Raw genomic sequence first — 14861 nt, forward strand, 5'->3', positions numbered from 1 at the left:
AGCGTTAAAGTTGTAATTTTGAGGTTTGTGGAAATTTTAATATTCTTACAGTCACTAATTACGCTTTACTATAAATAACGCAAACGCATTTAACAGCCAAGTGATAACAAACAGCACTAAACTTAGTGCATAAGCAGCAAGAGTTTGCACGCTGCTAAAATCTTGATCTCCTGTAAGTAGCGTTGCTATTTGCACAGTTATTGTGGTGACCGAGTGAAGGGGGTTGAAAGTTAGATTTGCATTTATTCCCACAGCCATCAGCACAATCATTGTCTCACCTATCACCCGCGATATTGACAACAAAATTGCGCTTAAAATGGTAGGCATTGCATATGGTATTGTTATGTGCCACACAGTCTCTGCTTGAGTTGCTCCCAATGCCATAAAGCCATAACACAAACTCTTTGGAACGGATCTAATTGCATCTTCCAGTAGAGAAATAATAAAGGGAAGAATCATTATTCCAATCGCCAGTCCAGCAACCAAAGCACTTTCTGAGTGTATACTTAAACCAAAAAAATTTGCTATCTGTCTTATAAAGGAAGACAAAAATACAACTGAAAAATACCCATATACCACGGTAGGAATGGCAGATAAAACTTGTAAAGTCGTATTAACGACATAACGCACTTTCTCGCTGGCATACTCACTAATGTATATTGCAGAAAATAAACCAAGCGGAATAACAACTAACATTGCTACAATAGTTATAAGTAATGTGCCAACTAAAAGTGGTGCTATACCAAAACATCCTATCTTTTCCTTATTAATAGTAAATACGTTGTAATTCCATTTAAGGCAAAATAGAAACTCTGAAAGAGGTACTTTATCAAAAAAGCTAATAGATTGAGAAAAAATGGATAGCATTATAAATAAAGCAATAGAAAACGATAAAGCCAAAGCTGTAAATAAAGAGAGTTTTATTATTCTTTTTCCCTTATATTCGAAAGCAAATACAAACAATACTATTACAATAGCAATTATGAAACAATGATCACACAGCGTTGATAGCCACACTAGCACCCATGCGCCACTTAGGTATAAGTAAGATTTAACTTTATCTGTTCGTTGAAACCTGTTAACACAAAACAAAAGAATTAGTAATATGAGTATGGAAAGTAAGATGCTCATATGCCAAGTTTTATTTTGCAAGCCATTGTTTGACAATCAGATAGAATAGTTTAAAATAAGTAATTATATTAATATAAAAACAATGAAGAGGACATTTCAACCAAAAAATTTGATAAGAAAGCGCAGGCATGGTTTTCGTTCGCGTATGTCAACAAGAGCTGGAAGAAAAATTCTAAATAGACGTCGATCACTTGGATGCGCTAAGTTATGCGCATGATAGGCATAAAAAAAAAGATTTTTCCTTTGCTTTTAAAAACAAGCTAGCATCCAATAATTTTTTTTATCGCGGTCTTTACATATCGCTATACGTGATAAAGGAGAGAGAGCCTCAAAAATATACTCATGTTGTTAGAACAGGTTTTGCTATCAGCAAAAAAATAGGGAAGGCAACAAAAAGAAATAAAATAAAAAGACAATTATGTACTCTTGCCAAGTCTAGTATTTTAAATATAAATAGTGTAGGATACTATTATATAATACTTGCTGGTAAAGATATTATGCAAGCAAGCTATCAAAATTTACAAAAAGATCTAATTACTTGCATAAAAAAGATAAAATAAGAAAAAACTTAAATTAAGGTGTTTACACCTATATTATTTATGATAATATAAGTAAAATTTTTAAAATTAATTAATAGGTGTAGGTGCTTAATGGTAGAGAGCAGAGACGACAGCAATCCTAATACAAGTAGCAAAATAGTTGATCCTTATAGATGCACAGAACTTGGTAATCGTAACCCTAATAGTATAGGTTGGGGAGAAGCATTTAAGCAGGGCCAATTTTTAACAAGAGAAACACCAGAGTCAAAACCAAATTCAAGCGCAATAGAAGTAGAAGAGATAGTAAAGGTAGGAGATGGTAAGAAAAAAAACGACTTGCCTATTTAATCATACGATTTAATAAATATCTATAATTTTATTGTATACTTTTCTGGGCTGAATTTGTATGTTACAGTAGGTAAAACAAGTGGAGAAGTAGTTGATCGAAAAAGTAAAAGGAAATTTTCTGCATCAAGCAATAAGAGTAAATCATGCTGGAGAATATGGAGCCATTTGCATTTATTCAGGTCAAAAACTAATTCTTAAAAAATCATCTATAATTAACGAAATCATTGAAATGGAAGAACAGGAAAAAAAGCATTTCCATTACTTTGACGAAAAAATCAAGGAATATAATGTGCGCCCTACTTTTTTGATGCCAATTTGGCGTGTTTTAGGAGTGTCGCTTGGTGTTGCAACAGCAGTGATGGGAAAAAAAGCTGCTATGGCTTGCACTGCTGCAGTTGAAGAGGTTATAGGAGAACATTATAAGGAGCAAGTTTCACATCTGGAAGATGGAGAATTAAAAGACACTGTAAGTAAATTTCGTGACGAAGAGTTAGAACATAGGAATATTGCAATTGAGCACGATGCAGAAAATGCACCTTGTTATAGTGCCCTGTCTTTATTTATCAAAACAGGCTGCAAAGTCGCTATTTACCTATCTAAACTAATTTAACTGATTATTGATCTGTTAAACGATTTTATGTATGTGCGACGTGAAAAGTCGCTTATTAAATTGTTTAGCAGGTCACCCTGACTAAACCGAGTGTTTTGCTACTCGTACCCTACTAGGCTGTACAAGTACAGTAATGTCTTGTGCAAAGCGTCTAGGACAACGTGCCCGCCTGAAAAGGAGAAGTTTGATCTGCGAAGAGAGGACAATGCTGTGAGTGTCAATATGGCACGGGTGCTAGGGTTGTATGGTATGGATAATGTAAGTGAACGATTATAAGCATCGTTAAGTCGAACAAGCCAAAGACACTGACAGGCTTGAACCAAAAGGTATGTAGCTGGTTGTCAGACTGAACGTATCTGATACGCAAACACGAAAGCTACCGGTGTAGTAGATCGATCCTAACCCGTACGTTGTTTAATAAGTGGAACACGGAAACCCCATATATCTCTGGGTATCTTGATACTTAGTAAGGTTGATCGCGAGAAAGACTGATGGGTATGTGGGATTGGGAGTGTGGAAAAAGTGAATGCTCATCTGTAATGGATGTGATACAGGTTTAAACGTTACCTGGCTCGAAAGGGAACTGACGTCCACAATGGTCATCTTGGACAAGATTGTTTGTAAAACCTTTAAAGAGAGGAAAGCAGATGGTTACAGGTAAAATTGTAAGTGCACCTTTCGGTACTGCCGAGCACTGGAACCAGATTAACTGGTCTCGGTGCAAGAAAAATACAAAAAGGCTACAATCTCGTATTGTTCAGGCAACAAAAGATGGTAGATGGAATAAAGTGAAAGCTTTACAACGTCTCCTCACACGTAGTTTTAGTGCTAAAGCATTAGCAGTTAAACGCGTGACTTCGAATAAAGGAAAATACACATCTGGTGTCGATCGTCAGTTGTGGCAAACACCTTCAGCTAAATCTCAGGGAATTAAAAACCTAAGGCAACATGGATATAGTCCTCAACCTTTGAAACGGATTAATATCCCTAAGCCCACAGGCGGCAAACGACCCCTTAGTATCCCAACGATAAAAGACAGAGCTATGCAAGCCTTATACCTAATGGGACTTGACCCTGTTGCAGAAACAATAGGAGATATACACTCATATGGGTTTAGAAAACATCGCTCAGCGGCCGATGCGGTAAGCCAGGTTTTTCTAACTTTGGCTAGACATGACGCTCCACAATGGATTTTAGAGGCAGATATTAAGAAATGTTTCGATGAAATAGACCATCACTGGCTAGAAAGTACAATTCCAATAGAAAAAGGTATTCTCAAGAAGTGGTTAAAATCTGGGTTTATAGAGAAACAAATGTTCCATTCCACAATAGCAGGAACTCCACAAGGTGGAATTATATCTCCTGTACTTGCTAATCTAACCCTAGACGGTCTTGAAGATGTTTTCATTAAACACTTTGGTAAGAAAGGGACAAAGAAACGCAAGGCAAGTGGTGTGCACCTGATCCGCTATGCCGATGATTTTATAGTAACTGGAAAATCGAAAGAAATTCTTGAAACTAAAGTCAAACGGCTAGTAGAGGTTTTCTTAGGTTATAGGGGGTTAACCTTATCAGCAGGAAAAACTAAGATCACACATATAAAACATGGGTTTGATTTTCTAGGTCAGACAGCGCGTAAGTACAGAACGAAATTAATCATCAAACCTTCAGTAAAAAGCATAAGCAGGCTACTGAAAAGCGTTCGGTGCTTGGTTCGTAAGAGTGGTGCACAAACCCAAGAAAAGGTAATTGAAGTCCTCTCACCTCATATTCGAGGTTGGGCCTATTATCATCGTGGGATATGTGCAAGAAAAGCTTACGAGAAAGTTGACCATGAGATTTTTAAAGCCTTATGGCAATGGTCAAAGCGCAGACATCCTAACAAAGGTAAACGCTGGATCAAAAGGAAGTACTTCAAAGTCATAGAAACCAGAAAATGGTGTTTTGCGGCTTTGACTAAGGATAAAGATACAAACAAATGGAAAGAACTTTTCCAGGCGACAAGTGTATCAATTCGACGCCATAAGAAAGTTAGAGCAGTAGCTAACCCCTATGATAAAGAGTGGTATGCTTACTTTAAAGAACGTCAATCAAAAAACTTTTCTCTTTGCAGAAATGGTGTAATATGATTAACGTTAGCTCTAAGAAGGGATTTGATATGTCCAAAAGTTCGAAGAAAATTGTAGCCGGTTCTCATCAAAAGGACTTAAGGTGGCTCGAGCCGTATGAGGGAAAACTTTCACGTACGGTTCCTAGAGGAGGGTTCAATGGGCAGGTATCTTAGTCCATTGAATCCTTACTCGTTCCATATCTCAATTACAAATAATAATTATGAGCTTTGTTATTGCAACCTTTTATCATTTTGTAGAGCTTTCTAATTATTATGATATGAAAGATGAAATCAAGGCTGCGTGTGATGCTGAAGGATTAAAGGGTACTATACTTCTCGCAGAGGAAGGCATTAATGCAACTGTATCGGGTAAAAGAGACACAATAGATAAAATATTTGATTTTCTGCGTTCTGATCATAGATTAAAAGATATCATGTGGAAAGAAAGTGCAGCAGAATATCAACCTTTCAGCAAGATGAAAGTGAGGCTAAAGAGAGAGATTGTGAACCTTGGTGTAAGAGATCTTGATATTTCCCTTCGTGGTCAATATGTTGAGCCAGAACATTGGGATAATTTCACGTCTCAGCCTGACGTTTTAGTGATAGACACAAGAAATGAGTACGAAGTAAAGTTAGGTAAGTTTAAAAATGCAATCAACCCAAATACTCTGTGTTTTCGTGACTTTCCTCAGTGGGCAGAATCATTTTCCGAGAGTAAAGATCTAAAGTTAGCTATGTATTGCACTGGCGGAGTTAGATGCGAGAAGTCTACAGCATATATGAAAAATATTGGATTTAATCACGTTTACCACCTAAAAGGCGGTATTCTTGCTTATCTTGAAAAGACTAATAACAAAAATGACAATTGGACAGGAGAGTGCTTTGTTTTTGATGATAGAGTCGCTGTTGATAATTCTCTTATTCCAAGTGACAGGATAAAATGTATATTTTGCTCAAGTCAGGTCTCAACAGACGATCTAAAATCAGTCCCACGCGGTCAAGTGATTTGCTCTAACTGCAAAACAAAAAATAACTAGTATAGGAAAATTAATGCTTTTTTAATTTTAATGGTTTATATTCTAAATTCTGTGAAAATATTTATAATAAGGGAGATAGTCTTTTAATGTTAATGAAATCTTCTAAAAACAACAATGATAAAAATAAGCAATTCCTTATGCAAATTGCCGGTTGGTTGGTAGATAATACATCTCTAACTTTTGATCAAATAGCACAGTGCTGTAGATTAACCCTCGAGGAAGTTCAAGGTATAGCTGATGGGGAAATAGAGGTTGAGAACTACAACCCTGTTCCTGGGATAATGAGTGACGACGATATTGATAATTGTCACAATAACCCTAATAAGGTACCAAGTTTAATTGTAAAAAACATAAAAAAAAGGAGCAAGGTAATTGGCAATGCTCTCGGTCTCGTTTCCATGGCAAGACGTAGAGATAAGCCTGATGCTATTTACTATTTAATAAAAAAATTTCCTAGCCTGGATAACAATGTTATAGCTAAATTGATTAGCACAACAAATTATACAGTGGAGCAAGTGAGAAATGGAACTCACCATAATATGCAAAACATAAAACCTCAAGATCCAGTGCTTTTACGTTTATGTAGCCAAGAAAGTCTAGACACAGAAGTAGAAAAAGCAAAGGTAGAAGAAGAGAAGCAGGAAAGATTGAGAAATATAAAAGATAGTTATTAAAATTTCTTGTTGAATTAGCTTGACTTGTTTTTATTTGTTAGTACAATACAGTTAAGTGTCAAGTTTATGGACAACTTAGCTTGATGCTTCCTAGAAACTAGCTCAGCCTAATTTATTGTCTTATAGTTGCATTTTAGGTTAGCAGGCATCAATTAAAATTTTTGGAGGACTATGACAACAATCAATGAAGGTGTTTTAGCAAGAGAAAGTGTTCAAGCTAAACTAGAATCGACAAAAGAAAATGAAAAAATTCCCAACAATAGTATGACAGAACAAGAAGTAAATGAAAGTGCTGAGGAAAGCAAAAAAACTCTAGACTTAAGTGAACTGAAAGGGAAAGGAGCAGAGGAATTGTTAGCACTAGCTGAAGAGAGAAAGATCTCAACTAATGGCAAAGGTAATGGTGGCATGCTGAAGCATGAAATCATATTTAGCTTAATGAAGAAAATAAGTGAGGAAGGAGGAATTACTACGGGAAGTGGGGTTGTAGAAATATTACCTGACGGTTTTGGTTTTTTACGTTCGGCAAGCGCAAATTATGCACCAAGTACTGATGATGTTTATATTTCTAACGGGCAAATAAAAAAATTCAATTTACGTACAGGGGATATAGTATGTGGAGAGATAAGGCCACCTAGTGATAAGGAGAGGTATTTCACTTTAACTAAGGTACATAGTATAAACTGCACTGAAATAAATGAACTCAGAAAGTACGCTCATTTTGATCACTTAATTCCACTTTATCCTGATGTAAGATTAATTCTCGAGGATAGCAGTAACAGTGACAAAAAGAATATAAGTATGCGTGCTGTTGACATAACCGTACCACTTGGAAAAGGACAAAGAGCATTAATTGTTGCTCCACCACGTACGGGGAAAACAATGTTGCTCCAACAAATAGCTCATTCTATAGCTATAAACCACCCTGAAATAGAGTTAATAGTATTATTGATAGATGAAAGACCTGAAGAAGTAACAGATATGAGGCGTTCTGTCAAGGGTGAGGTGATAAGCTCTACGTTTGATGAGCCAGCTTATCGTCATATTCAAGTTGCTGAAATAGCTATAGAAAAAGCCAAGAGAATGGTTGAAAATAAGAAAGATGTGGTTATTTTGCTTGACTCTATCACCCGTCTTGCACGTGCTTATAATGCAGTGATTCCTTCATCTGGAAAAGTATTAACTGGAGGCGTCGATTCAAACGCACTACAAAGACCTAAGCGCTTTTTTGGAGCAGCTCGTAATATAGAAAACGGTGGCTCTTTAACAATTATTGCTACCGCTCTTGTAGATACAGGCTCAAAAATGGATGAAGTAATTTTTGAAGAGTTTAAAGGTACAGGTAATGCTGAGATTATACTTGACAGGAAGCTTGCTGATAAACGTATATTCCCAGCTATTGACATTACAAAATCTGGAACAAGAAAAGAAGAGTTGCTAATTGATAAAGCTATACTAAATAAAATATGGGTGCTACGTAGGATACTTAATACTATGGGATCTGTTGAAGCGATGGAATTCTTGCGTGATAAATTGCTTTTAACAAAGAGTAATGCAGACTTTTTCAATTCTATGAATGATGCAAAGTAAACGACATTAGACTTCTTTCAAAACCTATTTATGATGAGAAAATTCTAGGAGAAGAGAAGATGAGCACCATAGAATAACTTGAGCGTATTTGAGGAGCGCAAGCAATCTTTGACGCCGAAATTGCCATCAGAAATTGAGTTTAGAAAAAAGTCTATTGTTTTAACTCTGAAAGTAAAACTGTAAGGTGTATTTGTATCCGTTCAGGGCAGCGGTAAAAAGTAAATAGATAAGGAATGCTAAAAAAGTACACTAGAGTGGCTGTGAGGTGATATGTATATTCATCAAAAGGTCGATTACTCAAGAAAATGGAGCCGCTTCTAGTAAAAAAAAATCACAATTACAAAAGATAGAACCATGACACCAGAGAGAATTTTAAAGATTTTAGAAGAAATATAACATGAGATTCAACATAATTGTAAAGGTCAAGTAATTTGTTGACAAAAGTTTTAAAAATTTATATAATAATTATATAATTATTAAAAACTATGATGCTTAAATGTTTAAATGAGAGGCAAAACAATCTTTACTCTAATAAAGAACGTAAAAAACTTATCTGATCTTAATGCTGCATTAAAAGATGTTACTGCCGAAGATCTAAAAACAGTGCTTCTTGCAGAAGATGAAAGTGGTAAAACACTATTGCACATGCTCTTTGATAGTACTACAGCTGTAGATTATGATATTGTTAAGTGTATAATAGAAAAATTAGAGAAATTTGAAAAAGAATTAGAGAAATTTGAAGCTTTAAAGGATATACTTACCGCAAAGGATAGCGGTGAAAAAATGCCTCTTGATTATTTAGTGAGTAACCAAAGCCTTGCTGGATCTAATCTTGGTTTAGTTCATTTTGTGCTAGGAAAAACTAAAAAATGTTGTGATAAAGATAATCAAAATGTGAAAAAAGCTGAAGAAGAAATTGGAAAAATGGATTCAAAAGAAGTTAAGAAGATATTAGCAAATGGAGAAGGGTTGTGCTCACAATTGCGAAAAGCAATACAATGCGGAATAGACATTTCACCAATACTAAATGGTCAATCTAAAGAGAATATAAATAAAGCTCTTGCTGCTCAATACTGTTGGAACAATACACTATTACACAGTGCTGTTAGACATAGTGAAAAGAATGGGAATAATGTTGCTATACTACTTAATATAGCTAAAAAACTTCAGATTACTAAAGGTGTTCTTTCTAAACAAATGCGCTGGGAAGAAAAAGGAGTGGATGCCAATCGTCATAGTGAAGCAGATAATAATTTTCTTCATATGTCACCACTAGCTCTTGCTATTTACGAAGAAAATGAAGATGCTATTAGAGCAATTGAGAGTATAGATAAAGTTACCGCTTATACCGCATTAGCACAAGATATTAAGGATCATTCCTCCTCTACACATGAGAAAAAGGAGGAATTTCGCAACAAAGTTTCACGGTTCACTGGACTGCGGTCTGATGTTTCTGGTATTGGAGTTGTGCGGAACAGTCTTAAATCTACGTATCCATTCAGGGGTATGGCTTAAGAAGCAATAGCCAGTAGGTTTTGAAAAGGATTTAACTTCTTTTGCCTCCAAGTCAAGTACAATGAAATTATCCTCTCAAGAAACATATTTCCCCGTTTCGATTGTGTAAAATATGAAACTTTTCGGTAAACAACGTAATGCCGAATCTGTCGCTCAGCATAGTTGTTTGTCAGTGGAATATTTTCTGGATCGTCCAAAAATTTCCACATCATCAGATCCGATTTCATGATATTTTTTGCTACTCGAGACGCTCCAATTGCCTCGGGTAAATTTGATATATTCTTTAAGTAATATCTCGTTCGCTTGCGTAATTTTCTTGCTCTTCTTATGAACCTTAATGTGTCTATTTCATCCTTTAACAGAGCTTTTTTCAATGCAAATAATTCAGTAGCAACATTCCTTAAATAATACCCCAAAACTTTCACTTCGCTATTCCAACTATGAGACAACCTTTCAAAATCTCTTGCTAAATGTGCCCAACAGACCTGCCTTTTCTTGCTGGAAAAGTAGTTGTAAGCTGCATATCTGTCGGTCACTACTAGGTTGTTATTCTTTCCAAATTTACTATTTTCCAGGACTTTCATCCCTCTTGACTCTGTCAATTTGATCACACTTCCTATTTTGCTCGCAAACATCCAGCACCAGCCCTGTTTACCTTTGTTGTAATGGCTAGTTTCATCGATATGTAAAATTTTGCTCTTGCTTACCTCTTCCTCAATTTGCTCATATGCTTCTTGGCATTTTTCTGCCACTCTAGCCTCGCTATTTGATACACTACCGACGCTGATATCCAGGTTGAAAATGTCCTTTATAATATTTGCCACTTCTTTTTTCGAATTCTTGTAAAATCCACTTAATGCTGTAATTACTGACTTAACTCTTGGACCAAATGTGTCCGCAGTTACTCCTTCTTGTAGCTTGCTACTTTTTCTTTTTCCACATCTTTTGCAACGTCCATGCTCTAGTTGATATTCAACTACATACGGCTTGATTTCCGGCAAATCGACCTTTTGATGAGTATACGGATCTTTTGATACCGCAATTTCTCCTCCGCACTCACACGTATTGGGCAGTTCTATTTTTACCATCTCATCTGCCTCCATTTTAGGGCGGTAACTGCCTTTATGTCCAACCTGTGCTCCTACTTTCCTGTCACTTTTTGGCTTATTTTCCCTCATCTTATATAATTCTTTGGAGCTTGGTATAGATGAATTTTTTGAATTTAAGCCAAGCCTTTCTTTTAACTCAGCGTTTTCGATCCTTAGCGCTTTATTTTCTGCTTTAAGCTCTTCTATTTTTGTTTCTAACTTTTCTATAGTCTGCTTAAACTTTCGCAAAATTCTAAAAGATCAACCATATTACCTCACAGCCACTCTAGTTTACCTTTTTAGCATTCCTTGTCTACTCTTTATTTTACCGCCCGGCTGAATGGATACGCTTAAAACTTCTTTTGAAATCAATTTATTTAAGAGAATTGGCTTTCTCTTAAATAAATTATCTTCCAGTCTTCTTAAGTGTACACATCATCTCATCCCATTCTCTTTTACCAATATTACTTTCTTCTCTAGTAACATTTTCTCCATCAATCAATTTACGAATAATTTCCAAACCTGTTCTTGAAATACTGACTGACCCTAAACAATATTCAACAAAAGCATTGTAAGCTAGAGGAACCCACTTTTTAACTATATCCAACATAACTTCCGCATAAACTCTAATTTCGTATTGAGCGTGTTTGTCAGCTCTAAGTTTTAAGAAATGGAGGAGATTGTGCAAATCTATTTTCCAGTAAAATTGTGTATAGTAATTAAGTGTTAGATTAGTTCGAGCAATCTCTCTTGCAAGCCCTTGTTCAATAAACTTTTCATAATGAGAATAGACTAAATTAGAATCTTTCGTTAAAGAATCTATTATTTCCTGCGAAATGTGTGTATCAAAAGCTTCACCACTACCTTGTTTATTATTATCAGACTGCTTTGCAACTTGCTCTGGCTTTGGTATGTAAAATTCATGATCAAGAATTGAATACCTTGCTGAATACTCATTTACATTTGCTGTCCTATGCCTTATCCATTGTCTTGCAACAAAAATTGGAAGTTTCACGTGAAACTTAATCTCACACATTTCAAAAGGAGTTGTATGATGATGCCTCATTAGATACTTGATAAGAGCTTTATCTTGACTTACCTGTTTTATTCCTATGCCATAAGAAACACGAGCAGCTTGAACTATGCTATTATCAGAACCCATGTAATCTATTACTCGAATAAATCCATGATCTAGCACTTTATGTTCTTCATATAAAAGATCATCTATCTCCTTTACTGTAACACGTTTAGTTGTGTAATATTCATTATCCATAAAATATCCTCAAGACAAAATAGCTCCACACGAGTTAAGTTTTTCAAGCATTGCTTCATATCCTCTACACAAATGATGTGCGTTATTTATTATAGTCTCTCCACCGGCTACCAAAGAAGCAATAATTAAAGCCGCTGTTGATCTGAGGTCAGTAGCATACAAATTAGCATGAGACAAGCTTTTTACTCCACTGATAGTAGCTATATTTTCTTCTATACTTATTCTAGCTCCTAGCTTTTTTAGCTCAGTTACATGTGTAAATCTACTTTCAAAGATATTTTCTTCAATAACAGATACCCCATCGGCAATGGACATTGCAGACATTAGCTGAGGTTGCATATCACTGGGGAAGTTAGGATATGGATTTGTTGCAACTTGTATGGGCTTTATCGAGCAATTCCTCCTTGAAATGACAAGGCTACTATTACGTGACTCAACGCTAGCATCCATATACTGCAATTCATTTGCAATACATCCTATATCGGACAAATTTATTCCTTCCAATTCTAACTTACCATCCGTAACTATAGCAGCAAGTGCATATGTACCAGCTTCTATACGATCAGGTATGATTGTGTGACAACATCCACTTAATACTTCGACTCCTGTTATTGTTATCCTTGTATCTTCAATTTCAATCTTGGCACCCATCTTCTTTAAAAACCTTACTAAATCAAGAACTTCAGGTTCTATTGCAGAATTTTCTATTATTGTCACCCCATCAGCTAGCGTTGCTGCCATTATTATATTTTCTGTTGCACCAACACTTACTTTTTCAAATATTATTTTTTTTCCCTTTAATTTTCCCTTTGCTGCTGCGGTTATATTATTACCATCGATTTCAATTTCAGCCCCCATTGTTTCTAATGCGCTAACGTGTGCATCAATAGGACGTTTACCTATATTACACCCTCCAGGAAGTGTTGTTTTCACTTTGCCGAATCTGCTTAGCATTGGACCCAGCATTACAAGAGAAGCTCGCAATTTACTTACAACCTCAAATGACATCACGTGATTACTAACAGAACTGCAATCGATTTCTAAAATATGATTTGCCTTGTAGTTTTTATTATATACAAAGTTTACCTTTGCCCCAAGATCTTCAAGCAACTTAGACATTAGATGCACATCAATCAAGTCAGGTGCATTATATAAAGTTACAGGAGAATTACTTAACAAACTTGCCGCCATTATAGGTAAAACAGCATTTTTTGAGCCATTAATCTGAATTCTTCCAATAAGCGGATTATGATTGCACTTGACTAATATTTTATGCATTTAACTTAAGTGGAGTCTTGTTAAGCAAGTATAATAAACTAGCGATCAAAAGCAAAATATTTAAAGTATAAAATTCCTATCTCACTTTTTATACGCTGAGCAGTATAGTTTAATGATCTAGTATATATTCCTGTGTTAAAGGAGACCGAGCATTGTTAAATATTTCTTCAGTACTTCCAGATTCAATAATTTTGCCACTATGAAAAAAAACTACACTATCAGATAACTTTCTCGCCTGTTTCATTGAATGAGTTACCATAATTATAGTAAATCTTGATTTTAACTCTTGTATAAGATTTTCAATTGCACTGGTTGCCACCGGATCAAGGGCAGAGCATGGCTCATCTATCAACAAAATGGTAGGTTTTATTGCTATTGCACGAGCAATACATAACCGCTGTTGTTGGCCACCTGACAAATCCAGTGCACTGTCTTGCAACCTATCCTTCAGCTCTTCCAATAAACCGACCTTTGTTAAGCTATTTTCGACTATTTCCCTTAATTTTTGTTTATCTTTTGCCATGCCATGAAGCTTTGGCCCATAAGCAACATTATCATATATAGACTTTGGAAAAGGATTTGGTTTTTGAAATACCATACCAACCTTTGCTCTTAGCAGCACCACATCCATATTGCGCGAGTATATATTACCCAGTCCATCAACATCCAATTCACCAGTAGTTTTGCACCCATGCACGTAGTCGTTCATACGATTAAAGCAGCGCAAAAGTGTTGATTTACCGCACCCAGATGGCCCGATGAAAGTATTAATCTTTCTCTTGTAAATATCTAAATCTATATCAAACAAAACTTGCTTAGAGCCATACCAAAGATTCAAATTTTTCACAGAAGCATGTATTTCATTCATATCACATCCTGCATCGAATAGAGCCCCGGAACTTCTCTTTTATTTTCATATAACCATATCGCTGCTTGAACAGCCCCTCTTGCAAATGCTTTACGATCTATTGCCTTGTGATTTAACTCTACCCGCTCATCAGAATTAATAAACATCACACTATGATCTCCTATTACTCCACCCCCACGAGATACTGCAAAGCCTATTTTTCCTTTTTGTCTAATATTATGATCCAAATACTGATTAACTTGAAAATCCACCTTTAAAGTACTAGCAATGGTTTTACCAAGCTCTAAAGCTGTCCCAGATGGTGAGTCCTTTTTTAAACTGTGATGCATTTCCCAAATTTCAACATCATATTCATTTCCTAAAAGTTCAGCAGCTTTTTTTACTAATTTTAGTAATATATTAACTCCAACGCTCATATTTGCTGACCACAAGATCGGAGCTTTAGCAGCATATTCACTTAAATTGATATCATCTATTCCAGTTGTACCACTGACCAGAGGTTTTTTTAATTTCATGGCTGTCTTAAGGCAGTCTAACACACATTCTCTGGTTGTAAAATCTATTATAACGTCAGATAATTTACATATCTCATAAATAGAGCTCGTAACCTTAACCCCTACATTAGAATTATGACCTACAATCAACCCAATGTCAGAACCTATATACTGGCTGCTTGAACGTGTAACAGCACCTACAATTTCCGTTTTTGTATTCCCAATCAATTCAGCAAGTGTTGCTTTACCCATTCTACCTAAGCAACCCACTACTCCAACTTTGATCTTCATAAATTTCTTTTGTTA

Annotated in this window: 15 protein-coding genes and 2 pseudogenes; 11 read left to right on the top strand and 6 right to left on the bottom strand. The window is 35.7% G+C overall.

Translation table 11 applies throughout. The features are described 5' to 3' along the window. Positions 1 to 54: 54 nt before the first annotated feature. On the bottom strand, positions 55 to 1131 hold the full coding sequence (gene pstC, locus HF197_RS05355) for a phosphate ABC transporter permease subunit PstC (protein ID WP_168464914.1): 1077 nt from the start codon (positions 1129 to 1131) through the stop codon (positions 55 to 57). 82 nt (positions 1132 to 1213) lie between these two features. Here pstC and rpmH point away from each other — a divergent pair, with 82 nt between their 5' ends. From rpmH to HF197_RS05400, 11 genes and pseudogenes are all read left to right on the top strand, one after another. Further along, complete coding sequence (gene rpmH, locus HF197_RS05360) at positions 1214 to 1348, top strand: 50S ribosomal protein L34 (RefSeq protein WP_168464541.1); 135 nt, start codon at positions 1214 to 1216, stop codon at positions 1346 to 1348. After that, a complete protein-coding gene (gene rnpA, locus HF197_RS05365) occupies positions 1323 to 1691 on the top strand; it encodes a ribonuclease P protein component (RefSeq protein ID WP_168464542.1) in 369 nt (122 codons plus the stop codon). Before rpmH ends, rnpA begins: the two co-directional genes overlap by 26 nt. Before the next feature lie 90 nt (positions 1692 to 1781). Continuing rightward, complete coding sequence (locus HF197_RS05370; RefSeq protein ID WP_168464543.1) at positions 1782 to 2018, top strand: hypothetical protein; 237 nt, start codon at positions 1782 to 1784, stop codon at positions 2016 to 2018. Between the two features lie 91 nt (positions 2019 to 2109). Continuing rightward, the gene (locus HF197_RS05375; protein WP_168464544.1) at positions 2110 to 2628 is read left to right on the top strand and encodes a demethoxyubiquinone hydroxylase family protein; all 519 of its coding nucleotides are present in this window, start codon (positions 2110 to 2112) and stop codon (positions 2626 to 2628) included. A 647-nt stretch (positions 2629 to 3275) separates the two neighbouring features. Beyond that, positions 3276 to 4757 carry a group II intron reverse transcriptase/maturase gene (gene ltrA, locus HF197_RS05380; RefSeq protein WP_168464545.1) on the top strand — a complete coding sequence of 494 codons (1482 nt, stop codon included), beginning with the start codon at positions 3276 to 3278 and terminating at the stop codon, positions 4755 to 4757. A gap of 29 nt (positions 4758 to 4786) precedes the next feature. Then, a complete protein-coding gene (locus HF197_RS07575; RefSeq protein WP_256359332.1) occupies positions 4787 to 4912 on the top strand; it encodes a hypothetical protein in 126 nt (41 codons plus the stop codon). Between the two features lie 47 nt (positions 4913 to 4959). Continuing rightward, the gene (gene trhO, locus HF197_RS05385; protein ID WP_168464546.1) at positions 4960 to 5775 is read left to right on the top strand and encodes an oxygen-dependent tRNA uridine(34) hydroxylase TrhO; all 816 of its coding nucleotides are present in this window, start codon (positions 4960 to 4962) and stop codon (positions 5773 to 5775) included. Between the two features lie 86 nt (positions 5776 to 5861). After that, entirely contained in the window at positions 5862 to 6449 is a 588-nt protein-coding gene (locus HF197_RS05390; RefSeq protein WP_168464547.1) for a cell cycle transcriptional regulator TrcR, read from the top strand. 171 nt (positions 6450 to 6620) lie between these two features. Next, a complete protein-coding gene (gene rho, locus HF197_RS05395) occupies positions 6621 to 8039 on the top strand; it encodes a transcription termination factor Rho (protein WP_168464548.1) in 1419 nt (472 codons plus the stop codon). Between the two features lie 290 nt (positions 8040 to 8329). Continuing rightward, positions 8330 to 8432: pseudogene (locus tag HF197_RS07600) on the top strand (IS5/IS1182 family transposase); the annotation flags it as partial. A gap of 111 nt (positions 8433 to 8543) precedes the next feature. Then, positions 8544 to 9554, top strand: coding sequence for a hypothetical protein (locus tag HF197_RS05400; RefSeq protein ID WP_168464549.1), 1011 nt, complete (start codon positions 8544 to 8546; stop codon positions 9552 to 9554). On the opposite strand, the pseudogene tnpC reads toward HF197_RS05400, so the two are convergent. The 5 genes and pseudogenes from tnpC to dapB form a co-directional block, all read right to left on the bottom strand. Next, a pseudogene (gene tnpC / locus HF197_RS05405) lies at positions 9551 to 10911 on the bottom strand (IS66 family transposase). The gene HF197_RS05400 and the pseudogene tnpC overlap by 4 nt on opposite strands. A gap of 137 nt (positions 10912 to 11048) precedes the next feature. Then, entirely contained in the window at positions 11049 to 11915 is an 867-nt protein-coding gene (thyX, locus tag HF197_RS05410; RefSeq protein WP_168464550.1) for an FAD-dependent thymidylate synthase, read from the bottom strand. Positions 11916 to 11924: 9 nt separating this feature from the next. After that, complete coding sequence (gene murA / locus HF197_RS05415) at positions 11925 to 13193, bottom strand: UDP-N-acetylglucosamine 1-carboxyvinyltransferase (protein ID WP_168464551.1); 1269 nt, start codon at positions 13191 to 13193, stop codon at positions 11925 to 11927. Positions 13194 to 13302: 109 nt separating this feature from the next. Next, complete coding sequence (gene pstB, locus HF197_RS05420) at positions 13303 to 14061, bottom strand: phosphate ABC transporter ATP-binding protein PstB (RefSeq protein WP_168464552.1); 759 nt, start codon at positions 14059 to 14061, stop codon at positions 13303 to 13305. Further along, positions 14058 to 14846, bottom strand: a complete 789-nt coding sequence (gene dapB, locus HF197_RS05425; protein WP_168464553.1) for a 4-hydroxy-tetrahydrodipicolinate reductase — start codon at positions 14844 to 14846, stop codon at positions 14058 to 14060. The genes pstB and dapB overlap by 4 nt, the downstream gene beginning before the upstream one ends. Positions 14847 to 14861 lie beyond the last annotated feature (15 nt).

It is taken from the genome of Wolbachia endosymbiont of Ctenocephalides felis wCfeT, assembly GCF_012277295.1.
Lineage (GTDB): Bacteria > Pseudomonadota > Alphaproteobacteria > Rickettsiales > Anaplasmataceae > Wolbachia.

Excerpts from the sequence above, each read along its gene's own strand:
- pstC (WP_168464914.1), bottom strand. The coding sequence starts at position 1,131 with ATGAGCATCTTACTTTCCATACTCATATTACTAATTCTTTTGTTTTGT.
- pstB (WP_168464552.1), bottom strand. The coding sequence starts at position 14,061 with ATGAATGAAATACATGCTTCTGTGAAAAATTTGAATCTTTGGTATGGC.
- dapB (WP_168464553.1), bottom strand. The coding sequence starts at position 14,846 with ATGAAGATCAAAGTTGGAGTAGTGGGTTGCTTAGGTAGAATGGGTAAA.
- trhO (WP_168464546.1), top strand. The coding sequence starts at position 4,960 with ATGAGCTTTGTTATTGCAACCTTTTATCATTTTGTAGAGCTTTCTAAT.
- rpmH (WP_168464541.1), top strand. The coding sequence starts at position 1,214 with ATGAAGAGGACATTTCAACCAAAAAATTTGATAAGAAAGCGCAGGCAT.
- HF197_RS07575 (WP_256359332.1), top strand. The coding sequence starts at position 4,787 with ATGTCCAAAAGTTCGAAGAAAATTGTAGCCGGTTCTCATCAAAAGGAC.
- thyX (WP_168464550.1), bottom strand. The coding sequence starts at position 11,915 with ATGGATAATGAATATTACACAACTAAACGTGTTACAGTAAAGGAGATA.
- murA (WP_168464551.1), bottom strand. The coding sequence starts at position 13,193 with ATGCATAAAATATTAGTCAAGTGCAATCATAATCCGCTTATTGGAAGA.
- rho (WP_168464548.1), top strand. The coding sequence starts at position 6,621 with ATGACAACAATCAATGAAGGTGTTTTAGCAAGAGAAAGTGTTCAAGCT.
- ltrA (WP_168464545.1), top strand. The coding sequence starts at position 3,276 with ATGGTTACAGGTAAAATTGTAAGTGCACCTTTCGGTACTGCCGAGCAC.
- HF197_RS05400 (WP_168464549.1), top strand. The coding sequence starts at position 8,544 with ATGAGAGGCAAAACAATCTTTACTCTAATAAAGAACGTAAAAAACTTA.
- HF197_RS05370 (WP_168464543.1), top strand. The coding sequence starts at position 1,782 with ATGGTAGAGAGCAGAGACGACAGCAATCCTAATACAAGTAGCAAAATA.
- HF197_RS05390 (WP_168464547.1), top strand. The coding sequence starts at position 5,862 with ATGTTAATGAAATCTTCTAAAAACAACAATGATAAAAATAAGCAATTC.